The sequence below is a fragment of the Alteribacillus sp. HJP-4 genome (assembly GCF_042139015.1).
Classification (GTDB): Bacteria; Bacillota; Bacilli; order Bacillales; family Marinococcaceae; genus JBHIKY01.
The window spans coordinates 215,347-239,966 of sequence record NZ_JBHIKY010000004.1 but is presented as its reverse complement, the minus strand read 5'-3'; the positions used below and the strand labels follow the sequence as shown (position 1 = coordinate 239,966).

Below are 24,620 nucleotides of genomic sequence, written 5' to 3'. Positions count from 1 at the left end.
ACCCTTCATGCCCTCCCAATCACAAACTAGCATACTCATGTAAGTTTACATGATCGGGGAGGGATAGTTATTAAAAAGTGTTCAATTCTATCGAGCAGAATGTGTTAACTCTAGATTAGCAGTTACATCAGCTTTATCTGTAGTATAAATATCTGAAATCGAATCATTTTGCTGTTGTTTAATTTGTTTAGTTTTTATCTCTTTTAATTTACTTTTTATATCCATACATACACCTCCTTTGCTTTCATCCTATGAATTTGAAATCAAATTGTACAAGACGTTTGGTGAAGGCATTTTATACATTTTTTGCGTGAGAATAGCTAGACTGGATTTTATCATTCAGTTTTTGCAGGTTATTGGAGTAATAATGCGGAAGCTATACAACACCCTAGGGTAACAAAAAACTTCAAAATATCTTGGAGGTGTAAAATGAAGGTCAAGCGAATTGTTGCTAATATCGAAACGCAGAACATTGCCAAAGCAAAACACTTCTATGAACAAATACTTGGACTGAATCAAAAAATGGACCTTGGATTTATTGCAACTTACGGATCAAATGAGCAGATGGCCACTCAAATCAGTTTTTTATCTGAGGGGGGATCTGGTACACCGGTACCTGATTTGTCAATTGAAGTTGATGATCTGGATGAAGTGATCGATCGCATTAAAAATGCTGAAATTCCAATTGAGTATGGCCCAACAATAGAACCATGGGGGGTCCGTCGTTTTTATGTGAAGGATCCGTTTGAGAAACTCGTTAATATCTTAACTCATATTTAAATGGATCTAGGAAGTGAAAGGAGGTGGGTTATGATTTATATCGCTCTTCTTCGGGGGATTAATGTTGGCGGGAAAAACAAAATTGATATGAAACTGCTTAAACATACATTTGAAAAAGCCGGAATGAATGATGTAGGGACGTACATCAATACAGGGAATATTATTTTTTCCTATGATGGCTTATCAAAAACTGAACTATCACGAATCCTAGAAGAAGCAATCCATTCTGATTTTGAATTACACATTCATGTAGTAGTGCGCAGTATAGAGGATATCAGAGGAGTTATTAACGCTATTCCAGCCACATGGAAAAATGACAAAGACATGAAAAGTGATGTTATGTTCTTATGGGATGAAATTGATAAAGAATCAGTACTTGAAAATTTAGTCATCAAACCCAATATTGACACGGTGAAATATGTTCCTGGCGCAATTCTATGGTCTGTAGACAAGAAAAATGTAACCAAAAGCGGAATGTCAAAGATCGTTGGATCAAAGATATACAAACAGGTGACGATAAGAAATGTAAATACTGCCCGCAGGATATATGAACTCATGCAGGCTCAAAACAGATAGTCCAAGGTAGATAAAGTAATGGAGCATGTGCGGTTTCTAAGTGGTTTTATTAATAAAAAGCACTTTTACAATGTGAAAAACTTGAGGAGGATATTGTAGTGAACAAGCACAAAGTCACTATCCAACCGTACCATGCTAAGTACGCTGAACAAATGGTGTCAATGTGGAGAGTAAGTAAGGAACTGGCTATTGGCCAGAAAGAAATTCACAGTTTTGCAGATCACGATTATTTTCTAAAGGAGATATTGAATAAACAGTACAAGGTAGAGTTAGCGTTAATTGATGAAAAGATAGTTGGAATGATTGCATTTAATGAAAGTGAAATAAACCAATTATATATACACTTAGATTATCAAGGTATCGGTATTGGTCAAACATTACTAAAGAAAGCAAAAGTACAATCAAGTGGAAGTTTATCGCTGTATACGTTTGAAATAAATAAGAAGGCACAACGATTTTATGAAAAGAATGGATTTAAAATCATTGACAGAGGTCATAAGAATGAAGAGAATTTACCTGATCTTCTATATGAATGGACATCTGAATAGTTTTGAAAAGATCTCTTCTTTAGATTATGGACAACAAAAAGAAAGAACCCTAAACAACTCCTATTGGAGCCGTTTAGGGCTGAGTAATTTGTTTACTGGTTACCAACTCTTACGTCAATCTAAGAGAAACCGTCGCAAAAGACAGAGTAACTTCCTTCTAAACGATTAAATCTGAACCTCAAACTGCTTGGAATACAACTGAGAGTAAGGGCCATCCCTGTTAAGCAGGGACTCATGGGTTCCTTTTTCTACAATGTTTCCTTTAGATAAAACTACAATTTTTTCAGCATTCCGAATGGTAGATAATCGATGAGCAATGACCAGCGTAGTGCGTCCTTTTGCTAATAGCTCCAGAGACTCTTTGACAACATTCTCACTTTCATTGTCTAAAGCGCTTGTGGCTTCATCGAGGATGAGAATCGGTGGGTTTTTTAAAAATACGCGTGCAATACTCAGGCGTTGCTTTTGTCCTCCTGACAGACGAACTCCGCGCTGCCCGATTTCGGAATGATACCCATGAGGTAATTCCATAATGAATTCATGAGCATTAGCAAGCTTGGCTGCTGTTATGGCTTCTTCATCTGTGGCTTCAGGGAAACCGTAACGAATGTTTTCTATGACCGTTCCTGCAAAAAGGTAGACGTCCTGCTGGACAATCCCAATGTTGTTACGCAGATATGACAGGTTGAGGTCTTTGATATTTTTCCCATCCAGATAGATTCCTCCAGCTGTTACCTCATAAAAACGCGGAATGAGAGAGCTTAATGTAGTCTTGCCAGCTCCCGAAGGTCCGACAATGGCTACATATTCACCAGGAGAAATGTTTAAAGACAAATTTTCAAATACTGGAACCAGCGATGGTTCATATTGAAAAGATACATCCTTAAACTCGATCTGACCACGAATGTTTATAAAATCCCTGTTTTCTGCGTCATTTTTAATGGCAGGTGGAGTATTCATAATTTCCATAAACCTCTGAAAGCCGGTAATTCCTTCTTGGAGTTGGGTACTCATGTGAGTAAGACGCTGCATCGGTTCCACCATAAATCCGATGTACAGCAGGAACGTTATTAAGTCAGGCAGGTCGAGAGAAGCATTCATGATTTGCATAGAACCGAAGATGACAACGGTAATCGTGATCAGTTGAATGAAAGCTTCCGCTCCATTATAAAAGTAGGCTTCTGCTTTATAGGTGCCTTTTCGACTTTCTAAAAACCGGTCATTTTCCTTGTTAAATTTCTTGATTTCTTCTTCCTCATTTGCAAATGACTGAACTACGCGAATGCCGGCGAGACTGTCTTCCACCTGAGCATTAACATCGCTGATCCGCTCTTTATTATGAGTTAAGGCAAAATTCAGTTTTTTATTAAAATACAAGGAAAAGAAACCTAGTACCGGCAAAAAGCAAAAAACCGCGATGGTTAAGGGAGCATTAATAAAAAAGAGAATCACAAATGCTCCGAGTAAACGAACAAAGTACTTCACGTAATCTTCGGGTCCATGATGATAAAGCTCAGACACCAGCAGCAAATCATTAGTAATTCGTGTCATCAGCTGTCCGGTTTTTTGCTTATCATAAAAGCTGAACGATAAATTCTGCATATGAGAAAATAATTCACTGCGCATATCACTTTCCATACGCGCACCAATTTCATGACCTTTATAATCGACAAAATAGTTTCCGATGTTCTGTATGACCACTAATAATAGCATCAGACCGCCGACCCATACCACTTCATGAAATGAGTTAGATAACCCCTCTTCTAACAAGTCTTTCGTGACGTAGCGAACAAGCAGGGGAAACAACAGAGTGAGTGATGAAGTGATTAATGCACAAGTTAAGACAATAATGAAAATTCTTAAATATGGTTTATAATACGAAAGAAATTTTTTAACTGGAAAACTCATAAATTACCCCTTTATTATGTTATTGCCTAAAACACATATAAGGGGGATCGTACACTTAAGAAGGCATTCCACCCTTATATGCTGATACGGTTAATGCAACAATGTGTCTCATGTAAATAGCCTCCTTTTGTTAAGTTAATACCATAGTAATCGATTTCAATGTCAAATTGAAGGTGAAAAATGGTTATAATAAAAATTATGAGAATTTTTCTCGTGTTTAAAACACATGTGGAAATCCAATTTCCTTCTTTGAGATTAAACCCTTACCTTTTCAATTAATACAGAGGTCCTCAAGTCATTGCACCCATATATCTTTGTTTCATATATATATAAATGAGGTGATGAACGTTGAGGAATAGTTATTTACGCTGGTCCAACACTCCTTATGCCGGAGAAGCAGCAGCGCCGAATGATCCCGTAACTCCATTGGCCGGATCATGGCCTATGTTTTATATGAAAAAAAAAGATGGAAACTATCTTGGTCCAACCGGTCAAAAGGTAAAACTCCCTATTGTTCCGCCTGACCAAATTGATTTTGATAAAGAATTAACTAAGGTACAGCGTACGATAAAAAATCTTACCCCAAATCAAAAAAAGATTGGGATCTATTATGGTTCAGGCGTTCCTACCAAACAGTGGACACCGGTTATCGATCGCTTGATTGATACCTACGGGGTCAGTCCAACATATGCAGCAAGAATATTAGCTGTCGTACAGGCAGCCATCAATGACACAATGATCATTGTATGGGATTTGAAGTATCGATGGGACGTTGCCAGACCTAATCAATTTGATCAAAAGCTGAAAACTCTGTTATGTACACCACGTTTTCCTACCTACCCGTCTGGACACGCCACCATGTCAGGATGTACCCAAGTGATACTCAGCTATTTTTTCCCCGGCGAAGCAGCCAAACTCAAAAAGATAGCTCATGACAATGCACTCAGCCGTCTGTATGCCGGTGTTCATTTTCCATCCGATAATGAAGAAGGCATTCGATTAGGAAGATATATTGGATCACTGATTGTTGATCATCTGAAGACTCAAAGAAGTAATGATTCACACCCCATTGATCAGCCATATAGAGATTTTAACAACGGGGACATTTTCCCGGTGGATTACCAGCAGTTTATTCCTTTTAATTTTCCTGACACTTGTAGTTCCCTTGTCATAGATAAGGGAAAAATCTGTTCAGATCACACTCAGACAGATAAGGAAGATGGCTTTAAGCACGACTAGAATCATGTATTACCATTGACATATGGTATCCCTTCAAAATTTTCAGCAGAATGCCACCGGCCACTGTACCGGTGACCGTTCTATCTGTGATCCATTAAGCGGGCTATTATCTAAAAATAGCCTTTTTTTATTGATAATTAGTTAAATTAATCGGCATTCCCTTTATGAGCCTATCCTGTTGACAACATACAAACCAGGTAAAATTGCTTACATAAAATTCCCAAATATGTACGGATGAATTTTTTAATTGGAAGTTCGATGTACAAAGTTCGAGTAAATAATTATATAGTTATTATTTTTAAAAGTGACTTTTGATAAATAATATTTGATTGGAAAAATCCTTATATAAAACTATTTTTATATAAAAAAGATATGGTAGTAAAAAGAGAACCTTCACATTAAAAATGCTGATTTATAGAAGGTTTAGTGTATTTATTTCCTTTGAGTTAAATGTGAACACTTTTTTGATTACCATAATTATAAAATTTTTAATCAGAAAATGTTTTATAATTTTTTAAATTTTTAGGCATTGACTAGGAAAAATGAAGATGATAATATGTACGTACAAGATAAAAATATTAAGAAAATTTACAGAAATGATACATGCAAGTTGAATGGCGAAAATGAAAGTTCAGCTTTTTTATTTTTTATTTTTTTTTTTGTAAGCGCTTAATTAAAGTTAGGGGGGATCATAAAAATTGTAAATTCTTCGCTGTATGAAATAGTACATTAGGAGGGGAAATTATTGAAAAAGTTAGGTTTACTAATTTCGTTTGTGTTCATAATCTTATTTATTGCAGCTTGTGGAGGATCTGGCTCTGATTCTGAGGGAGAAGGAGCTGCAGAAGGTGAATCTGAAACAACGAAAGTAGAGTCTGGCGATGAAGACGCTACCGAGTTAACTTTTTGGACATTTCAAGGTATACATGTTCCTTTTTATGAGGACGCTGTAGAAACCTGGAATGAAGAAAATCCGGATCGTCCGATTGACCTGTCGGCTGAAGTTTTTCCTTTTGACGAAATGCATAACAATCTTTTAGTTTCTTTGCAATCAGGAGAGGGAGCCCCGGATATCGCAGATATTGAAATCAATCGATTCCCAAATTTCTTACAAGGTGATATTCAATTAGAACCACTAAATGACATTATTGAGCCTGAAATAGACAATTTCGTAGAATCTCGTTTAAATGTCTATGCAAAAGATGGAAACTATTATGGTGCTCCAACTCACGTAGGTGCTTCTGTTATGTTTTACAACACAGCTATTTTAGAGGAAGCAGGAGTGGATCCTGATGAAATTGAAACCTGGGATGATTACGTTGAAGCGGGTGAGACTGTAGTAGAAGAAACAGGAACACCGATGACTACGTATGAAGACGTTAGTCAGTGGAGCTTTGTGCAGATGATCAGTCAACAGAGTTCTGATGTATTCGATGTAAATGGCGATGTTATTTTAGATAACCAGACCAACATTGATACCCTGCAGTTTATTCATGACACTATTTATGACCAGGAAATTGCTGAAACGACCCCAGGCGGAAGTCATGCTGAGGAAGAATATTTTGGGTTTATGAATCAAGGCGGGGCAGCATCAGTTAATATGCCGCTTTGGTATGCCTCACGATTCCTTGAACATATGCCTGACTTGAAAGGTGATATGATCATTCGTCCAATGCCAGCTTTTGAAGAAGGTGGAAACCGAACTGCTGGTATGGGAGGCACAGGTACTTCTGTCACTAAACAGTCCGAAAATACTGAACTGGCGATGGACTTTTTAGAACACGCCAAAATCTCAGAAGAGGGAAATCTTAAAATTTGGACTGAACTTGGTTTTGATCCGCCTCGCCACGACGTATGGGATGATGAAGTTATGCAGGAAGATAATGAATTCTATCAATATTTCGGGGACGACATCTTTGATACATTATTAGATATCCGTGATGAAGTAGCAGATATTAACATTACGGAAGAAACACCTTTGGCAAGAGACTTGATAGAGAGCCAGGTTATGCCATCAGTGATATCTTCTGAAGATGGAACATCACCTCAAGAAGCTCTAGAAGAGGCAGCTGAACGATTAAGATCTGAACAAGAATAATATATTTGAGTGTAAAAGAGGAATGACATTCCTCTTTTACCTTTTTCCACAAAGATTGGGGCACACCATCAGCTTCGTGAAATTGGGTAGTTTGAGGGAGGGGAATTTAATTTTGAATAGTAACAGCCATACAGAGACCCAATCTAAAAATCTAAAAAGCATATTTTATTCTCAAAAAATAGCACCATATATATTTGTCAGTCCATTTATCATTACATTTGCAGGGTTTTATTTATATCCTTTAATTGCAACGATGATAATGAGTTTTCAAGAAGTTTTACCTGGTCAAACCTCCTTTATCGGATTATCAAACTATGAAAAGCTTTTCAATTCAACTTTTTATACAGCATTAGAAAATACACTTGAATATACCTTCTGGACGCTGATTATTTTAATCCCCATCCCTATGCTGCTTGCTATTGCATTAAATTCTAAATTTGTTAAATTTAAGCCGATGTATAGAGCAGCTTTGTTTGTACCAGCATTAACGTCTACCATCGTTGCTGGTGTTATCTTTCGATTAATGTTCGCTGAATCTGATTCGGCCATAGCTAATCAATTTATCTCCTTTTTTGGTTTTTCCAGTATAGATTGGAGAGGCGGCGAGCATACCCTGATGTTTCTAATGGTAACTCTTGCAGCATGGAGATGGATGGGAGTCAACCTTCTTTACTTTTTAGCAGGTTTGCAAAATGTTCCAAAAGAAATGTATGAAGCTGCTGAAATTGATGGTGCTTCAATGGTAGATAAGTTTATTCATGTTACTTTACCTTATCTTAAACCAGTAACGATCTATGTAGTTTCCATAACGATATTTGCAGGGTTTCGTATGTTCGAAGAAGCATATGTATTTTGGCAGGTGAACGCTCCCCTGGATATTAATTTAACATTAGTGGGGTTAATATATCGAGAAGGTTTTCAATATAATAACCTCGGCTACGGCTCAGCTATTGGCATGGTACTTCTCATCGTTGTATTTATTATCAGCATGATCAATCTAAAAGTCATGGGAGCCTTTAAAAAAGACTAGGGGGGAGAAGTGTGAAGAACAATAAGGGGAAAGTCATCTCCATAATATTAATGCTTATTCTAATCGTACCAGCAGCTATCGCTTTGTTTCCGTTATTAGCATTATTACTGGCTTCCTTAAAACCTACTACAGAGCTAATGAGATTTGGTTTGAATTTGCAGCTGCAGCCAGAACTGTTAAGTATTGATAATTACCTTTTTCTATTTACCGAAGGATCGATTTATTTCAGGTGGTTTTTTAACAGCCTTCTGGTTAGTTTCTTTACAACGGTATTGGCGCTTTTCTTTTCCTCATTGGTTGGATACAGTATCGCAATGTATGATTTTAAAGGAAAAGGAATAGTATTTTTGTTGGTATTAGTAGTAATGATGGTTCCTTTTGAAATCCTTATGCTGCCACTATTTAACCTAATGAGTTTTTTAGGGTTAATTAATAGTTATACAGGGGTGGTACTGCCTATGATAGTCTACCCGCTGGCAGTCTTCTTTTTTAGGCAATACTCCCTTGGCCTGCCTAAAGAACTAATGGATGCAGCGAGAATTGATGGATCAACAGAATACGGGATCTTCTTTAAAATAATGGCTCCATTGATGACCCCTGCTTATGGAACAATGGCCATTCTTATTGCAATGTTCAGCTGGAATAATTTCTTGTGGCCGCTCATTGTCTTGAGAACCACGGATATGGCAACGCTGCCTATCGGCCTTGCAGGCTTACTGAGCCCATACGGAAATAACTATGATATCTTAATTTCTGGATCTATCATCACTGTGCTTCCTATTATTATCGTATTTCTATTTGCTCAAAAATATTTTATCTCAGGTATAACAGCTGGAGGAGTTAAAGGCTGACAATGTCTTAAAATATAAAAATACTTAAAGGAGTTGTATGTAATAAATGACGTCATCTATTAAGGTTAATCAAAGTAATGGTAATGAAAAAATCAGTGAACATATATATGGACATTTTGCCGAACACTTAGGACGTTGTGTTTACGAGGGCATATGGGTAGGCGAAGATTCTGATATACCTAATACAAGAGGAATTCGCAACGACGTGGTAAATGCTTTAAGAGGTCTTAATATTCCTAACTTAAGGTGGCCGGGAGGATGTTTTGCGGATGAGTATCACTGGAAGGATGGGATTGGTCCTCGGGAAGAAAGGCCAAGTATAGTAAATACTAACTGGGGGAAGGTCACTGAAAGCAATCATTTTGGCACCCATGAATTTTTGGATCTTTGTGAACAATTGGAATGTGAACCATATATATGCGGAAATGTTGGAAGCGGGACTGTATTAGAAATGCAGGAATGGATTGAATATATTACCTTTGATGGTGAGTCTCCAATGGCCAACTTACGAAGAAAAAATGGGAGGGAAAAAGCCTGGAAGTTAAAATTCTTTGGTATTGGAAATGAAAACTGGGGCTGCGGGGGTACGATGCGTGTAGAAAAATATGCAGATGAGTATCGTCAATTCCAATCTTTCGTTAAGAATTTCTCTGGGAATGAAATTTACAAAATTGCATGTGGACCAAGTGAAGCAGATTATCATTGGACAGATGTTATTATGCGGGAAGGTGTGGGGAAATACACACCACCTGTCGATAGAGTCATAGATTCTACGTGGGATCATTATCGTCCGTCCATGCATGGCATTGGACTCCATTATTACACACGAAATCGCGCCAATTATACGTTAGCTGCTGATTTTGATGAAAAACAATGGTTCGAATATATGAAAAGAACCCTTTTTATCGAAGAGCTGATTATTAAACATGGGGAAGTTATGGATAAGCATGATCCAGATAAAAATGTAGGCTTAATTATAGATGAGTGGGGGACGTGGTTTAAGGTAGAACCAGGAACAAATCCAGGATTTCTATATCAGCAGAACACTTTGAGAGATGCTCTAATAGCAGGCATTAATCTTAATATATTTAATAACCATTGTGACCGCGTTAAAATGGCAAACATTGCTCAGATGATTAACGTCCTTCAGGCTATGATATTAACGGATAAAGAAAAAATGGTATTAACTCCATCCTATCATGTATTTGAAATGTTCAAAGTTCACCAAAACGCTGTTTTACTGCCGACAGAAGTGGAAAGCAAATCGTACTCAATGGATGGAGACAGTATCGATCAGTTAAATGTATCTGCTTCACAGGATGACAATGGAAAAGTTCACATCTCCATATGCAATATACATCCAACTCAATCAGAAGAAATTACTTGTAATATTGATGGGATCTCTTCTTTTTCCAGCGCAGGCGGCCGCATTCTAACTTCAGAGAATATCAATGACCATAACACATTTGAAATGACCGATCGCGTTAAACCAGAGGAATTTAATGATATGAAAGTTGAAGGAAATGGTTTATCAATAACTATTCCACCTAAATCAGTGATAGTTATTGAACTGGATCCTTCATAAATAATGCAGGGTTTTGAGCATAGAATTGGCACCAGCTCCATTTCTATGCTTAATCCCATATTTAATGAAAAAGGGGCTGATTAGTATCCAGGAAAATTTAAATTTTTATTTCCGATGGATGGCTAACTTTGCTTTTGTGAATTTGTTATGGCTTATCTTTAGCATGGCGGGTCTCTTAATTGGAGGTTTTTTCCCTGCAACTGTTGCTATGCTAGCAGTGGTAAGGAGATGGATATTAGGTGAGAAAGTCCCCATCTTTCAAAGGTTTTTATCGGAATTTAAAAGTAATTTTATCAAAAGTAATTTATATGGATGGAGTTTAACGATAACTGGAATAATCCTATTTATTAATTACCAGGTGCTTATCAGCACAGAGTTTAATTTTCAACCTTGGATCGTATTTTGTTTTTATATTACTTTATTCTTTTATGTGCTTGTCATTCTAAATATCTTTCCGGTATATGTGAATTTCGACGCGCCATGGTACGTTAATATCAGGTCTTCACTATTAATTGGAGTATTAAATTTACACCTTGTATTGGGAATGGGAGTTTTAATAGCTTTATTAATATATTTAATCTTTGCTTTTCCTGTGTTTCTTCTATTCTTTTCAGGAAGTTTAATAGCTTATGCCCAAATGTGGATAGTAACACATGCAATGAATAAACTCGAAAAAAGAAAAAATGAAAATATTCTGGTGAAAAGTTAATAGATATGTCTGCAGTATGATTATGCTATGTTGGTTTTATGTGGCTGAAACAGCTACTATGTTAGAATGTGATAAAACAAATAAAAACAAGGATGTATTCTTTAAAATAGTTGCAAATTGAGGTGGAAAATATTGCAGACCAAATATAATAGAGTTAAGCAGGCTATAAAATCAAAAATTTTGGATGGAACATTTCGCCCCCACCAGAAAATAGGCTCTGAAAATGATTTGATGAAACAGTTTGATGTAAGCCGCCACACGGTCCGTCTGGCCGTCGGGGAATTGGTCAGCCAGGGCTGGCTTTATAAAGAGCAGGGAGCCGGCACTTTTTGTGCGGATCGATCTACCGTACAGAAAGGTATTGATCAAGGAAGTTCAAAAAATATTGCTATTATTACAACTTATATTTCCAACTATATATTTCCGTCGATTATTCGGGGAGCCGAGTCCTATTTAAGTAACCAGAATTTTCACGTGACCCTATTAAGTACTAACAATAATCATATGAACGAAAAACATTTTCTCGAAAGAATTATAAGTCAAAATTTTGATGGTGTGATCATAGAACCTACCAGGAGTGCGGTTAGTAATCCAAATATCAATTATTATTTAAACCTCGAACGGCTTGGTATTCCTTATTTAATGATTAATGCGTATTACGAGGAGTTAGAGCCATTATATATAGCCATGGATGATGAAAAAGGCGGCTTTATGCAGACTGATCATCTCCTCAAAGCAGGTCATAGAAATATCGGCGGCTTCTTCAAAACTGATGACCTTCAAGGGATTAAGCGAATGAAAGGCTATGTAAAGGCACATCGGGCAAATAAAGTGCCGATGGAGCCAAACAATATCATTACCTATAATACAGAGGAAAAGCGGACAAAGCCGCTCGAAGAATTAAAAAGGCTGCTATCGTCGTCTTCCAGTATGCCGACCGGCATAGTCTGCTATAACGACGAGCTGGTAGTCCGCCTTCTCGATGTGTTAAGGGAGCGTGACCTCCAGATTCCGAGTGATCTTTCCATAGTAGGATTTGATGATTCCTTCTTAGCTCGTGCTTCAGAAGTAAAGCTCACAACAATTAAGCACCCGAAAAGCAAGCTCGGAGAAACTGCAGGTAAATTAATGCTTGATATGATTAAAAGGAGCAGTGGCACCCAGCGCAATAAAATGCCAGAGCTAGAACCGATAATTTTTGAACCAGAGCTGGTGGAACGAAACTCGACCAGGCCATTAAATAATTCCATACTAAATAAAGTTTCTAAATAACGAAAAGTCCTTACGCGGCAGTAAAAATTATTGCTTGAAGTAAAGGGCTTTTTTTTTTACCATTATTTAGAACGTTGCAATATATGCCTTCCAAAAACGGTCGAAGTCAGTTTAGAAACGATTCATGCGGCACCGTATTTAGAAGAAATTGCCCCAAATGTATTCAGCTTTGAATTAATTTGAAAGAATATCGAACGAATTCGAATGCAAATCTTGATATGGGGGCGGGTGCCTATTATAGGAAACCGTTCTTATGCCTATTTAATGGAGGATATGAATATCGATGAATTGTTTAGGCTGTAATTTAGCTAATAAACACGAACCGGTTAATGTAGTATTTGAAGATGAACATGTATGTTGTATTTTAGACCATGATCCCTTCAACGAAGGTCATGTATTAATTTTACCAAAAAAAGATATTTTTGACGTTGAAGAACTAGATGATGCTACTGCACTTTCAATTATGAAAGCATCAAAACTTATTTCAAAAGCAATAAATAGAGTATGTAACCCTGATGGAATAACCATTTGCCAAAACGGTGGAATTTTCAATGAACTAACTCATTATCATATGCATGTTGTACCTAGATACAAAAATCAATCATTCGCCACTTTTTATTCTGATCATGATGTAACTATAGAAGAAGAGGTCAAGTTAAATAGTACAAAGAGAAAATTAACCGCAGCTATTACTAATATCTAAATAGATTGCCTGCAATAAGCAGCTTATCTTTAGTGAGAACAGAAGGAGGGTTTAATATGGCGAAAGTTGTGTTAGGAATGACCATGTCAATAGACGGATACATCAATGACCGGGACGGTAGTGTAGATCGGCTGTACCGTGCGCCACAGCGATTTACTGCAAGAATCATTACGAAATACAGGAGCGGTTGTCATGGGTAGGAACACCTTTAATATGGCAGATGATCCGGATCTGTACGCGGATAATTATGAATTCCAGGTACCTATCTTTGTGCTGTGTGAAAACGAACCGAAGCATCATCCGAAAGAGTCAAAGGAATTAACATTTACCTTCGTCACACAGGGTATCGAAAGTGCAATTGCCCAGGCGAAAGCAGCCGCAGGAGAGAAAGAGGTGACGGTCATTGGTGGAGCAAGCACAGCCCAGCAGTGTTTAAAAGCGGAAGTAGTTGACGAGCTGCAGATCGATCTCATGCCGGTTCTTTTGTGGGCGGGTCTTAAGCTGTTTGAGCACATAGGCGAAAACCAGATTGAATTGGAAAAGTTGAGTGTAAGGGAGGTCGGAGAAAGAACGAGTATTCTGTTTCGTATTGTAAAATAGAGAGTTTAAATTTTCAGGTCTTCCGTTAGTTCTCTAAACTTCCATGAGGCTATTGTTCGTAAGCATCTTTAAGACCTTTTACATGTTATTCAAACTAAATCGAATAATACCACAAAAAAATTCCTATATAATAAAATGACATCCTTTTGATGCACATTTATTAAATAGGAAGGTGAATCTTAATAGTATAGGTGAATTAAATAGTATGCCCGCTAATTTTATCACTTTCCCGGGATGAGAGATTGCTTTTACAATCTGGGCAGTAAACGGTAGTGCTCATCAAGTTTTTCTTCATCACTAGTAAATTTTTTTGGATCATACTTTGGTGCTTCCTGGATTTCATCTTTCGTCATTGCAACTTCAATCTTTTCCTGAATCCAGTCAATATTTCGAATGGCCTTACTCGGAATAACATGGTCTCCAGGTAACAGCTTGCGCGTATCGGTAATGACATATTGAATATCCCACGACTCATTTTTAATTAATATATTATCAGCATGCCCAACCTGTTCATTGATTGCAACAATATCATATCCCGTAAACTCTCCGATAATTTCTCGAACGCTTCTTAGGTTAGGGTTCTCATCTGCAGTATCTTCCTTATTTTCTTCATTCTTCGCCAGTTTTACAAGGTCCCGTGCGAAGGGAGCGCCTCCCCACCAGCCGCTGTCACTTATTGCCGGCCAATAAAAGCCATAATCGTAATAATCGTAGAATTCTCTTTCCTGCTGCCGGGAGACCGGAAGCTTTGTTTCCATCGGCGGTGCATTTTGAATTTGTTCTTTTGTTAAATCGACAGAAATTTTATTTTCCACAGGGTCAATACGATCCACTGAAATAGGAGACAACAGTTTCTTTTCTCCAGGTATCCACGGGTTAGTATTCACTACTAAATAGCGGATCACCATAGAATTATCGTCAAAATAGAAATCTTCAATCCGACCGATGGAACCATTTGTTGCTTCCACTGAATAACGAGCAAGAGATTTTCCAGAGAGCAACATTGATTTTTCCTCCTTTTTCTTTCATGGTACATAAACGTATACCCGCCATTTCTTTTTTATTAAACGAGAGAATTTTCCGCAGCGTTTCTGTCCATGCAGCAGGCGTTTTTAGATAGAACTAAATTGAAAGAAGTAATGGTGGGTATTGCAAAAGATAAAAATTTCCAGATGAGTCTCTTTCCATAAACTTTTGCGGAAGTAAAGTGAGCCTGCCAAGGAAAAAAGATACAGCCTGGACATCTGTTTAGATATCCGGGCTGTATTTCTCCTGCTTAAACCATTTTTTTGATTTATCTAACATTTGATGTTGATATTAACTCATATGGCCTGGGGAAAATCTAGAGCTGCTTTCAAAAAGCTCATGAAGACTACGCTGACCTTAAGATGCTACTTTGCATTTTCATCAGGTTGGTGGATACCAAAGAGATTTCCTTCTGTATCCATATAGTATCCCTGCCAGGCCATTCCGGGCAGAGCATATTTTGGCATGGCGACCTTCCCGCCATTATTCATAATTTTAGATTCAATAGAATCATAATCTTCCACACCCATTGTGCAGGTAAAACCATTCAAAGGCTGATTTGCTTCTGGAGCAGCACTTTGTCGCTGCATTAATGCTCCGTTGATGCCCAGCTCTTTTTCATCGCCCGTAACGGCACCAAAATATGGCATGCCGGCATACTCGCTCCAATCTTCAAATGTCCATCCAAATACCTCCCCGTAAAACGACTTTGCCCGTTCTATGTCATCCACATGAATTTCGAAATGAATTACTTTACCCATGACACCCTCCTGTTATTCCAATTTTAATGAATATTCCAGAATTCACTCAAACAATATATATATTCTATTAATAGTTTAATAGTCCTTCTTTAATTCTATATGGAAAGTTACATGATAATGGTTTAATCTATAGTGAGAGAAGCTTTAATATGGACTGCAGCTTTATAGTGACTATACACAAGGAGGAATTAATATGGCAAAAAGTAATAAGGAGTTGTCATTAGGACAACGTGAAGAATTACTCGGGACATTGAAAGCCCGTTTTGAGAAAAACATGAATCGTCATGAAGAGCTTGAATGGGATAAAATTCAAGCTAAGCTGGAGGCTGATTCTGAAAAATTATGGTCGCTCCATGAAATGGAAATAACTGAAGGGGAACCGGATGTTGTGGGATATGATAAAAAGAACGATCAATACCTTTTCTATGATTGTTCAGTGGAAAGTCCGAAGGGGCGAAGAAGTGTCTGTTACGACCGTGAAGCACTGGAGTCAAGAAAAAAACATAAACCTGAAAATAGCGCTGTAGATATGGCGGAGTCCATGGGTGCAGAACTTTTGACTGAGGAACAATACCGGGAGCTGCAGAAGCTTGGGAATTTTGATAAGAAAACCTCGAGTTGGGTGCAGACACCACCTGATATTAGAGAACGCGGCGGTGCCCTTTTTTGCGATTACCGCTTCGGTCATGTATTTGTTTATCATAATGGAGCAGACTCCTATTACGCTGCCCGTGGTTTTCGCTGCTCGCTATTGGTGTAGACCATGCATAAGACACTAAATTAGATTTTGTGATCGAATAACCTAAAGATTGTAAATTAACTTTAGATGCAGCTAAGTAAGCCATCCCTTTTCTTCAGCAATGGTGACCGCTCTTCTTCCTGATCTAAAGTTTCTTTGAAGTTACCAAGGTAATTTAACCTTTTAAAAACTTAAAAATATCATTCTGCACAGCTTCTGGATTATCGATAAGAGCAACGTGTCCAGCACTAAAAAAGGAGTAGGTGACTTTAACACCATTTTTCTCCAGATCTAGAATGATCTCGTTGGTCATTTCCACTGTAGTGATGAGATCTTCTTTCCCCCATAACACCAGAACAGGAGCTTTAATTCGACATACGCCTCCAGAGCCATTCACTACTCCATTGAATATGGTGCTTATATTGAACCGGTTAGCAGCATAGGCAACGTCTATGATATTACGTTGTTTCAAAGCACTGTCTACATAGTTGTTATACCTGATTTCCTCTGGTTGGTTATTTTCATAAAGCATTTTATCCATCGCAGTCTTGATAAAGATGTTGTTTTGACTTTTTTGAGCATGGCTCAAAATTTCTATACCACAACTCGATGCGATTTCTTCTTTTGTATGCAATCTGTGGCCATCTGCACTATAAACGGGATAACCTCGGGTAGACATCGACGCTAACAAGACTACTTTCTCCACACGTTCTGGATAATCTGCTGCCAGCTGCATGGCTACTCCTCCTCCGTTAGACCAGCCAACCACGTTAGCAGTCTTTATTCCTAACTGGTCCAACCATAATTTGATATCTTCGGAAAAATCACTTATCGATTGGATGGGAGAACGGTAAGAAGAGTCTCCATAGCCACGTAAATCGACGGCATACACGGTATATTCGTATATTCCGGTGACAACTGATCTATTAAAACATCCCACTGTGCAGAAGAGGCCATATTTCCGTGAATCAAAAGTAGGTTGGTATCTCCGCCAGGTCTTACGTTGTAAGCAAGTGTTTCATCATTTGTTAACGTAATTTTCACTGTTCTTCCTCCCTGTGAGGATTTTTTTCGCATCATCAATTATTTCTCTTTAAGGTACCATGTTGATCAGTATTTATCATCATTATTTAATGATAATCATCGCTGCCCGAGGGTATGTTGTATATATATAATTTTCCAAAAAGGTGACAGGATACAAATGAACGATAACAAGGCCTGGATCATCCAGACTACTATAATTTTATATTCATACATAATCTCGAAAGTGAGGATACGGTTATAGTTCCAGAAAGTGATCGAATGAAAGGTTTTTATTTGCTGCTTGAATTATCAAAAGAAGCAGTTGAAAAAGAAGGTCTTATCAATAAAGATCCATTCATGGTAAGTGAATCGTTATGGGCGTTAATCCATGGAATATCTGCTCTTTTTATCAAATTTAATACTTTTATTGGGGACACAAAGAAGAACTGGTAAAGCATCATATAGAAAGGTACGTGAACGGATTGTACCAGCACAAGTAGTATATATGGAGCGGGGAAACCACCAACAAATGCCGAGCTTATAACTTTTTAATGATTTATTTGAATACATCTGCTGGTAAGGAGAAGAAGTAATGACTAAAGTTTCTGTTTTTGTAGGGGTGTTACTGATGCTCCTCCTAATTGTCCCTTTTTCTGTTCTGGCCGATACGAAGGATACGAATCAAAAAATACAAACATATGTCGAAGAAGCCATAGAAAAGTACAATATTCCAGGTGCATCATTAGCAATTACCGAAAATGGGGAAACCGTTTATCAGGACAACTGGGGCGTTCTGAGCGACGGGACTTCTGTAACAGCTGAGACACCATTTCTTATTGGTTCCTTGAGTAAACCAATTACTTCCCTTGCTGCTATGATGTTAGTAGAAGATGGGAAAATAAAGCTGGATGAACCGATACAGACTTATATTCCGTCGTTCCACTATGAAACAGACAGTCAGGTACCAATAACTGTAAAGCATCTATTAGAACAAACAAGCGGCATTAGTGAATTCGAAGGTTTTCAAGTTACGGATGTGAATAAAACCAGGGATTGGGGAATTTCTCAAGCGGTAACAGAACTGAGTGGTGTCACACTATCAAGTGAACCTGGTGAAAATTATGAATACAACTCTGCTAATTATTTATTAATAGGGGCTATTGTTGAAGAAGCCGCGGATCAACCATTTTCGGAATTTGTGCAATCGAACATTTTTCTCCCTCTTGGTATGGACCATTCAGCTGCTGAATACGATCGCGCAGTTGATACCGGTTATCTTCCTGGATTTGAATCATGGTTAGGCAGCCCTGTAAAAAGTAAGGGACTGTATGATTTAGCAGGAGCTCCGTACGGGTATATGTCATCCAGCTCAAATGATTTGGTGGAGTTTTTGAGATTTATGATGCATGGCGGGGAGTTATTAACGGACAAAAGCCTGGAATTAATCAAAACACCTCCAGAAGAAGGCAGGAAATACGGTTTAGGGTGGTTTTTTTCTGAGACTGATCACTACCTTTATCATGGAGGTGCAGTGTCAGATTTCAGAGCAGAAATGTTCTTTATGCCTGAACGAGACTATGGTGCAGTTCTGTTAACTAACAAATACAACGCCTTAGAGGATGAGCAGGTTTATCACATGATGAACGGGATTCGGTCCATTATTAACGGGGAGGAACCAGAAGACCTTCCGCCGAAAAACCTTACATTGCAATGGACACTCCTAGGCGTAAACATATTTATTGCTGCACTATCTGTGTTTTATTTACTCAGATTGAAGCGTCATAAGCATTCGAGTCACAAAGTCTCGTTTTCTATTGGTATTTTATCCATCCTGGCGGCTGTGGGATTGATTCCTTTATTTGTATATAGTATGGGAACTCCATGGGAAGCCGTTCAGATCTGGACACCGGACATAGCATTTTTAATGCAAAGTCTAATAGTGATATTTGCTGCGACCGGAGTATTGAGTTTATTTATTACTTTTATGAAAAAGAAAACTGCTTAGGATATTAAACATTTGAATGAGAGAAGAACATAAGTAAAGGAAAGAATGTGATTATCTGAATGAGTCAGGTAACACATTCTTTTTTTAATTGTATTTACATATATAGCCTGCTGGCACAATAAACTGAAATATAACGAGCTTTGGATGTGGATGACACAGTGTAAAAACGGTCATCCTTAAGGTCCCTGGTGTGGTTCTGGGAACATGGCTGACATTCAAGTTGAGCTGATCAAGGGAGGTTTGATGGAAGTGGCTAACGTGGACCGTGTAAGGAAAACATATTCTGAGGATGAAATGGAAAGAGTTGTAGATGACTTTATAACCATGGGATATGAAGTTTTATCACGTGGGGAAGCATCTATAAGAATTAGAAAACATGGGGGATGGGGATCACTTGGCGGTCATGCGTTATGGTTTCTTTTGACAGTTTGGTGGACATTCGGGATAGGTAATATTGTGTATGCGTTAATCAAGAGGTACACCGGTGAAAAAGTCTTAATAAAGTTAGAATCTCGAAAAAACGAAAATCAAAATTAGTTACTGATATTTAGACTTTACTAAAAGAGGTTCTTAATTGTTATAAACAGTCTCTTTAAAATATATTGAGCATAACGAAAGGCTCCTCTTGAGTTGACAAAACTTTAGAGAAGCTTTTTTCATTTCCGCGTATGTTCCAGCCCATTTAATGGGAACCAGCAAAATTGCTGATTCCTGTTTAAAATATATAATACCTGGCTAAACAATAAAGAGAAACTAGTGGTTTGACAGAGATTAAGTAGATGTATATGGTATGGAATATATAATCGAGGGGGGAAGTACGATGAAAAATGTTATCGTTGTATGTGAAGCTGGTATTACAACAAGTTTATTGGTGACAAAGCTGAAAGAGCTGGCCGGAGCGGAGGACGAAAGCTACAATATTTCTTCGAAAAATACAGAAGAAGGACTGGAGTATGTAAAAGATGAACCAGTCGATGCTGTGCTTCTGGTCCCTCAAATTCATCATAAAGCCACAGAATACAGTGAGGCATCCAATGGTGAAATCCTTAAGATCTCAGTAAGGGATTATAATAATATGAACTCCTACAGTATTTTTGAACAGCTGAACGAGGCATTAGCATAATGGATATCTCTGGGTTCATGCCTTTAATTACTGAATCTGCTCAGGTGAAGAATTACGCTTTCGAAGCATTGGCCTGTGCGAAAAACAATGATGTAGAAGGATATAAGGAGAAAATCAACAAGTCCAGGGATTTTTTGATTAAGGCCCACGAAGAGCAGACGAACGTATTAACTCTAAATGCACGAGATGAGGAAGTTCCGGTAACAGTGTATTTAATTCATGCAATGGATCATGTGTCGAATGCTCAAATGATGTATGATCTTACAAAAGAATTAGCGGAAATACATTTATATAAAAAAGGCATCTGATTTACAGATGCCTTTTGCTATGATAGTTCCCCTGTCAGAAATTGAGCTTTCCCCCCGCCGAAACTCCAATGCTCATCCGCGTTCGAAGAAATGGAAACCATTAAATCTGATGGACTGATGCTGCATTTTTTTTCGAGAGCTTCCGCCAGGTTTTCATAAAATTTGGTCAGCTGTTTTTGTGTCCTTTTTCTTGAGATCATATGAATGAGTAAAAAATCCTCCGTTCGATCAAATCCTAATCCTGTATCTTCCATAATCATTTGATATTTTTTATGCTCATGGACAACTTGATAGCGGTCTCTCTGCGGTACTTCAAAAGCGTCGACTGTAATCTCATGAGTTACATCGAGAATCCTTTTAACGTCCTCTTCGCTTCTTCCTTCCAATAAATGAAATTTTAATAATGGCATGGCTTTTTCCCTTCTTATAATAGAATAATATTCGTATTGGTTTCCTTTATGAAATTGACGTAAGCTTGAGCAACATCATTATTAGTAATAATGGTGTCAATATCCTCTAAATTGCAATAAGTATACAGGGAAGTTTTCCCGAACTTTGAGGAATCAATTAACAAAAAGATGTCCTGAGCTCTTTTACAAACAAGCTTCTTGATTCTGTTTTCTAATAAATCGGAATTAGAGGCTCCATTATCAAGGGAGAATGCCGTTGCTGACATAAAAGCTTTGTTGATATTGAACTTGCTTATCGTCTGGTCATCTGTAATCCCGGTAAATGATTTCGTGGATCGTTTATACGTTTCTCCAATTACGATGAGGTTGACATTTGGAAATTTTACAGCTTTATTGATTACTTCCAAACTGTTTGTAATCAATGTGAAGTCGATATTTTCGTTCAACTGGTCAAGAACGAAATGGGTGGTAGTCCCAGAGTCGAGAAAAACGATGTCGTGCTGTTCGATGAATTGACCGCTGTGCTGGCCAATTTCTCGCTTTTCCGCCAGGTGACTAATGTTTCGGTCTTCATAAGCCTTGGTTGCCTGGTTGTTTTTATTGTAAATGACTCCTCCGTATACCTTTTTTATAGTGGAGGATTTTGATAATTCATTAATATCTCTTCTAATGGTGTTGAGAGATACATTGAAATGTTCTTTCAGTTCTTCCAGGGATGCCTCCTGCTTGTTTTTTAAATACTCTTCAATTTGAGTGATTCTTTTTACTTTCAATGGAAAATCACCTCCCCCGCGTTTACTTTTGCTGATACTCCATTAGTCATATTATGCTCAAGAGACAGCTTGTGTAATCGTCATTTAATGTAACTGTAGTGATATTGTATCACAATTTATGATGAAATTCACAATAATTGACTACATTATACCAAAAGTTAACCAAAATATATTTAAGACTTGACTAAAAAATAAATAATTGATAATGTTTAACCATAACTTTATGTAAACGATTACGAAGATGGGGAGGATATGAAATGTCTGAAGTCAAAATATTAAAAAACTTTATAAATGGGGAATGGGTGGAAAGCAATAGCACAGAAACCATTGATGTCTATAATCCGGCGACGAAAGAAATTATGGCAAGAGTTCCTTTATCTACGAAAGAAGAGCTGGATCAGGCTTCACAGGCTGCTGAGAACACCTTTCATGAGTGGAAGAATGTTGCTGTGCCTAAGAGAGCTCGTATATTGTTCAAATTCCAGCAGTTATTGATTGAAAGCAAAGAGGAGCTTGCCGAAATCATTACAAAAGAAAACGGGAAGAGCTTTAATGAAGCACTTGGAGAAGTACAGCGTGGAATAGAAAACGTTGAATTTGCAGCTGGTGCTCCGAGTCTGATGATGGGGGATTCACTGCCATCAATTGCTACAGATATCGAAGGTGTGAACTATCGTTATCCAGTAGGTGTTGTCGGCGGCATTACCCCATTCAACTTCCCGATGATGGTGCCGTGCTGGATGTTTCCAATGGCAATAGCTACAGGGAACACATTTGTACTCAAGCCATCAGAAAAAACCCCTTTACTTATCGAAAAGCTTGTAGAACTGCTGCAGGAATCCGGATTGCCAAAGGGAGTATTCAACGTAGTAAACGGTGCGCACGATGTAGTGAACGGGATTCTGGAGAACGAACATATCAAGGCTATCTCTTTTGTAGGGTCGAAACCAGTAGGCGAATATGTGTATAAGAAGGGAACGGACAATCTCAAACGAGTACAGGCGCTGACCGGCGCTAAAAACCATACCATTGTCCTGAATGATGCAAAGCTGGAACAGGCGGTAACAGAAGTCATCAGCGCAGCCTTCGGTTCCGCAGGTGAACGTTGTATGGCTGCAGCCGTCATTACAGTAGAGGAAGGTATCTATGAGGAATTTATTCAGAAACTGAAAACCGAAACGGAAAACATTAAAATGGGCAACGGCTTAGAAGATGGTGTATTTCTTGGTCCAGTTATAAGAGAAGAGAACAAAGAAAAAACAATTCAATATATTGAGGATGGGCAGAAGGAAGGAGCCAGACTGCTTCTGGATGGACGTGAGCTCAGCTCTGATGAAGGTTATTTTGTAGGGCCTACCATTTTTGAAGATGTAAGAACTGACATGAAGATTTGGAAAGATGAAATTTTCGCCCCTGTTTTGTCAATCGTCAGAGTGAAAAACTTGAAAGAAGGCATTACCATTGCCAATCAATCAGAATTTGCAAACGGTGCCTGCCTGTTCACGGACAGTGCTTCAAGCGTTCGTTATTTCCGTGAAAACATCGATGCGGGTATGCTGGGAATCAACCTGGGTGTCCCCGCACCTATGGCGATTTTTCCATTCTCCGGCTGGAAGTCTTCGTTCTTTGGTTCCCTGCACGCAAATGGAAAAGACGGGGTAGAGTTTTTCACAAGAAAAAAAGTCGTGACAGCGCGGTATCTTGAACCAGAATTTTCTGAGGAGGGAAGATAATGGCTGATCTTTTATATAAGAAAAGAGAAGAATCTTTATCCAAGGGGGTAACGGTACTTCAGGATTTGAACAAGTCGAATACCAGTCTTGAATATGTCCAGTTCAAAGTAATTGAAATGGAGGAAGGAGCACAGTACGAAGAAACATTGGAGAATACAGAACTATGTGCGGTAGTTTTGACGGGTAATGTAGATGTATATGTGGATGGAGACTCTTATAAGGAACTTGGAACAAGAGACTCTGTATTCGAGAAGAAACCAACAGACAGTCTCTATATACCTTCCACAAAAACGTTTAATGTCCAGTCAAATAAACAGGCGAAGCTTGCTCTTTGCTACTCGAATTCTACGAAAGTGCTGGAAACAAAAGTGATTCGTGCCAAAGATAATGACATCGAACAGCGGGGGAAATATTCCAACCAGAGGCTCGTTCATAATATTCTGCCTGATTACGTCGATACGCCAGAAAATCTACTTGTTGTTGAAGTATACACTGATAGTGGCAACTTCTCGAGTTATCCACCGCACAAGCATGATCAGGATAATCTTCCCGAGGAATCTTTACTCGAAGAAACGTATTACCATGAAGTGGACCCAGCACAGGGTTTTATTTTCCAAAGAGTGTATACTGATGACCGTCATCTCGATGAAACGATGGCAGTGGAACACCAGGACTGTGTTTCGGTTCCCAAAGGTTATCACCCGGTAGGCGTACCTGATGGATATGATCTCTACTATTTAAATGTTATGGCCGGCCCTAAAAGAAAATGGAAGTTTCATAATGATAAAGATCATGAATGGATCTTAGAGAGGGATTAATA

General features: G+C 38.2%; 29 protein-coding genes. 21 read left to right on the top strand and 8 right to left on the bottom strand.

Features of this window, described 5'->3' with window-relative positions; translation table 11 throughout:
• Positions 1-87: 87 nt before the first annotated feature.
• Entirely contained in the window at positions 88-225 is a 138-nt protein-coding gene (locus ACE4RR_RS05655) for a hypothetical protein (RefSeq protein ID WP_375534423.1), read from the bottom strand.
• A gap of 204 nt (positions 226-429) precedes the next feature.
• Here ACE4RR_RS05655 and ACE4RR_RS05650 point away from each other — a divergent pair, with 204 nt between their 5' ends.
• The 3 genes from ACE4RR_RS05650 to ACE4RR_RS05640 all read left to right on the top strand — a co-directional run bounded on the left by ACE4RR_RS05650 (position 430) and on the right by ACE4RR_RS05640 (position 1,904).
• Entirely contained in the window at positions 430-780 is a 351-nt protein-coding gene (locus ACE4RR_RS05650) for a VOC family protein (RefSeq protein WP_375534422.1), read from the top strand.
• Positions 781-810: 30 nt separating this feature from the next.
• Positions 811-1,356 (top strand): DUF1697 domain-containing protein, encoded by a 546-nt coding sequence (locus ACE4RR_RS05645; protein WP_375534421.1) that lies wholly within the window; start codon positions 811-813, stop codon positions 1,354-1,356.
• Positions 1,357-1,454: 98 nt separating this feature from the next.
• Complete coding sequence (locus ACE4RR_RS05640) at positions 1,455-1,904, top strand: GNAT family N-acetyltransferase (protein WP_375534420.1); 450 nt, start codon at positions 1,455-1,457, stop codon at positions 1,902-1,904.
• 165 nt (positions 1,905-2,069) lie between these two features.
• On the opposite strand, the gene ACE4RR_RS05635 is transcribed toward ACE4RR_RS05640, so the two are convergent.
• On the bottom strand, positions 2,070-3,812 hold the full coding sequence (locus tag ACE4RR_RS05635; protein ID WP_375534419.1) for an ABC transporter ATP-binding protein: 1,743 nt from the start codon (positions 3,810-3,812) through the stop codon (positions 2,070-2,072).
• 348 nt (positions 3,813-4,160) lie between these two features.
• On the opposite strand from ACE4RR_RS05635, the gene ACE4RR_RS05630 reads away from it, so the two are divergent.
• From ACE4RR_RS05630 to ACE4RR_RS05585, 10 genes are all read left to right on the top strand, one after another.
• Positions 4,161-5,051 (top strand): vanadium-dependent haloperoxidase, encoded by an 891-nt coding sequence (locus ACE4RR_RS05630; protein WP_375534418.1) that lies wholly within the window; start codon positions 4,161-4,163, stop codon positions 5,049-5,051.
• 745 nt (positions 5,052-5,796) lie between these two features.
• A complete protein-coding gene (locus ACE4RR_RS05625; RefSeq protein WP_375534417.1) occupies positions 5,797-7,149 on the top strand; it encodes an ABC transporter substrate-binding protein in 1,353 nt (450 codons plus the stop codon).
• 112 nt (positions 7,150-7,261) lie between these two features.
• Positions 7,262-8,179 (top strand): carbohydrate ABC transporter permease, encoded by a 918-nt coding sequence (locus tag ACE4RR_RS05620; protein ID WP_375534416.1) that lies wholly within the window; start codon positions 7,262-7,264, stop codon positions 8,177-8,179.
• A 50-nt stretch (positions 8,180-8,229) separates the two neighbouring features.
• On the top strand, positions 8,230-9,030 hold the full coding sequence (locus ACE4RR_RS05615; RefSeq protein ID WP_375534434.1) for a carbohydrate ABC transporter permease: 801 nt from the start codon (positions 8,230-8,232) through the stop codon (positions 9,028-9,030).
• 46 nt (positions 9,031-9,076) lie between these two features.
• Positions 9,077-10,615, top strand: a complete 1,539-nt coding sequence (locus tag ACE4RR_RS05610) for an alpha-N-arabinofuranosidase (protein ID WP_375534415.1) — start codon at positions 9,077-9,079, stop codon at positions 10,613-10,615.
• A gap of 25 nt (positions 10,616-10,640) precedes the next feature.
• The gene (locus ACE4RR_RS05605; protein WP_375534414.1) at positions 10,641-11,324 is read left to right on the top strand and encodes a YesL family protein; all 684 of its coding nucleotides are present in this window, start codon (positions 10,641-10,643) and stop codon (positions 11,322-11,324) included.
• A gap of 132 nt (positions 11,325-11,456) precedes the next feature.
• On the top strand, positions 11,457-12,596 hold the full coding sequence (locus ACE4RR_RS05600) for a GntR family transcriptional regulator (RefSeq protein ID WP_375534413.1): 1,140 nt from the start codon (positions 11,457-11,459) through the stop codon (positions 12,594-12,596).
• A gap of 283 nt (positions 12,597-12,879) precedes the next feature.
• Entirely contained in the window at positions 12,880-13,299 is a 420-nt protein-coding gene (locus ACE4RR_RS05595; protein ID WP_375534412.1) for an HIT family protein, read from the top strand.
• 56 nt (positions 13,300-13,355) lie between these two features.
• Positions 13,356-13,499 carry a dihydrofolate reductase family protein gene (locus tag ACE4RR_RS05590; RefSeq protein WP_375534411.1) on the top strand — a complete coding sequence of 48 codons (144 nt, stop codon included), beginning with the start codon at positions 13,356-13,358 and terminating at the stop codon, positions 13,497-13,499.
• Complete coding sequence (locus ACE4RR_RS05585; protein ID WP_375534410.1) at positions 13,492-13,899, top strand: dihydrofolate reductase family protein; 408 nt, start codon at positions 13,492-13,494, stop codon at positions 13,897-13,899. The genes ACE4RR_RS05590 and ACE4RR_RS05585 overlap by 8 nt, the downstream gene beginning before the upstream one ends.
• Before the next feature lie 248 nt (positions 13,900-14,147).
• Here the strand turns inward: ACE4RR_RS05585 and ACE4RR_RS05580 are convergent, their stop codons facing one another.
• Together ACE4RR_RS05580 and ACE4RR_RS05575 are read right to left on the bottom strand one after the other, a co-directional pair.
• Complete coding sequence (locus ACE4RR_RS05580) at positions 14,148-14,903, bottom strand: PRC-barrel domain-containing protein (protein ID WP_375534409.1); 756 nt, start codon at positions 14,901-14,903, stop codon at positions 14,148-14,150.
• A 387-nt stretch (positions 14,904-15,290) separates the two neighbouring features.
• Positions 15,291-15,686 (bottom strand): VOC family protein, encoded by a 396-nt coding sequence (locus ACE4RR_RS05575; protein WP_375534408.1) that lies wholly within the window; start codon positions 15,684-15,686, stop codon positions 15,291-15,293.
• Positions 15,687-15,879: 193 nt separating this feature from the next.
• Here ACE4RR_RS05575 and ACE4RR_RS05570 point away from each other — a divergent pair, with 193 nt between their 5' ends.
• Entirely contained in the window at positions 15,880-16,446 is a 567-nt protein-coding gene (locus ACE4RR_RS05570) for a DUF4256 domain-containing protein (protein ID WP_375534407.1), read from the top strand.
• Between the two features lie 154 nt (positions 16,447-16,600).
• Here ACE4RR_RS05570 and ACE4RR_RS05565 read toward each other — a convergent pair whose 3' ends face one another.
• A complete protein-coding gene (locus ACE4RR_RS05565) occupies positions 16,601-17,317 on the bottom strand; it encodes an alpha/beta fold hydrolase (RefSeq protein WP_375534406.1) in 717 nt (238 codons plus the stop codon).
• On the bottom strand, positions 17,254-17,469 hold the full coding sequence (locus tag ACE4RR_RS05560) for an alpha/beta fold hydrolase (protein WP_375534405.1): 216 nt from the start codon (positions 17,467-17,469) through the stop codon (positions 17,254-17,256). Before ACE4RR_RS05560 ends, ACE4RR_RS05565 begins: the two co-directional genes overlap by 64 nt.
• 258 nt (positions 17,470-17,727) lie before the next feature.
• Here ACE4RR_RS05560 and ACE4RR_RS05555 point away from each other — a divergent pair, with 258 nt between their 5' ends.
• From ACE4RR_RS05555 to ACE4RR_RS05535, 5 genes are all read left to right on the top strand, one after another.
• Entirely contained in the window at positions 17,728-17,901 is a 174-nt protein-coding gene (locus ACE4RR_RS05555; RefSeq protein WP_375534404.1) for a hypothetical protein, read from the top strand.
• A 139-nt stretch (positions 17,902-18,040) separates the two neighbouring features.
• Positions 18,041-19,453, top strand: coding sequence for a serine hydrolase domain-containing protein (locus ACE4RR_RS05550; protein WP_375534403.1), 1,413 nt, complete (start codon positions 18,041-18,043; stop codon positions 19,451-19,453).
• A 204-nt stretch (positions 19,454-19,657) separates the two neighbouring features.
• Positions 19,658-19,990 (top strand): DUF8108 domain-containing protein, encoded by a 333-nt coding sequence (locus ACE4RR_RS05545; protein ID WP_375534402.1) that lies wholly within the window; start codon positions 19,658-19,660, stop codon positions 19,988-19,990.
• A 283-nt stretch (positions 19,991-20,273) separates the two neighbouring features.
• Positions 20,274-20,576, top strand: coding sequence for a PTS sugar transporter subunit IIB (locus ACE4RR_RS05540; protein ID WP_375534401.1), 303 nt, complete (start codon positions 20,274-20,276; stop codon positions 20,574-20,576).
• A complete protein-coding gene (locus ACE4RR_RS05535; protein ID WP_375534400.1) occupies positions 20,576-20,884 on the top strand; it encodes a PTS sugar transporter subunit IIA in 309 nt (102 codons plus the stop codon). The genes ACE4RR_RS05540 and ACE4RR_RS05535 overlap by 1 nt, the downstream gene beginning before the upstream one ends.
• A gap of 17 nt (positions 20,885-20,901) precedes the next feature.
• Here the strand turns inward: ACE4RR_RS05535 and ACE4RR_RS05530 are convergent, their stop codons facing one another.
• Positions 20,902-21,294, bottom strand: a complete 393-nt coding sequence (locus ACE4RR_RS05530) for a tautomerase family protein (protein ID WP_375534399.1) — start codon at positions 21,292-21,294, stop codon at positions 20,902-20,904.
• Positions 21,295-21,308: 14 nt separating this feature from the next.
• Positions 21,309-22,067, bottom strand: coding sequence for a DeoR/GlpR family DNA-binding transcription regulator (locus ACE4RR_RS05525; RefSeq protein WP_375534398.1), 759 nt, complete (start codon positions 22,065-22,067; stop codon positions 21,309-21,311).
• A gap of 257 nt (positions 22,068-22,324) precedes the next feature.
• On the opposite strand from ACE4RR_RS05525, the gene ACE4RR_RS05520 reads away from it, so the two are divergent.
• Both ACE4RR_RS05520 and iolB read left to right on the top strand, forming a co-directional pair.
• Positions 22,325-23,800 carry a CoA-acylating methylmalonate-semialdehyde dehydrogenase gene (locus ACE4RR_RS05520; RefSeq protein ID WP_375534397.1) on the top strand — a complete coding sequence of 492 codons (1,476 nt, stop codon included), beginning with the start codon at positions 22,325-22,327 and terminating at the stop codon, positions 23,798-23,800.
• The gene (gene iolB / locus ACE4RR_RS05515) at positions 23,800-24,618 is read left to right on the top strand and encodes a 5-deoxy-glucuronate isomerase (RefSeq protein WP_375534396.1); all 819 of its coding nucleotides are present in this window, start codon (positions 23,800-23,802) and stop codon (positions 24,616-24,618) included. Before ACE4RR_RS05520 ends, iolB begins: the two co-directional genes overlap by 1 nt.
• Positions 24,619-24,620 lie beyond the last annotated feature (2 nt).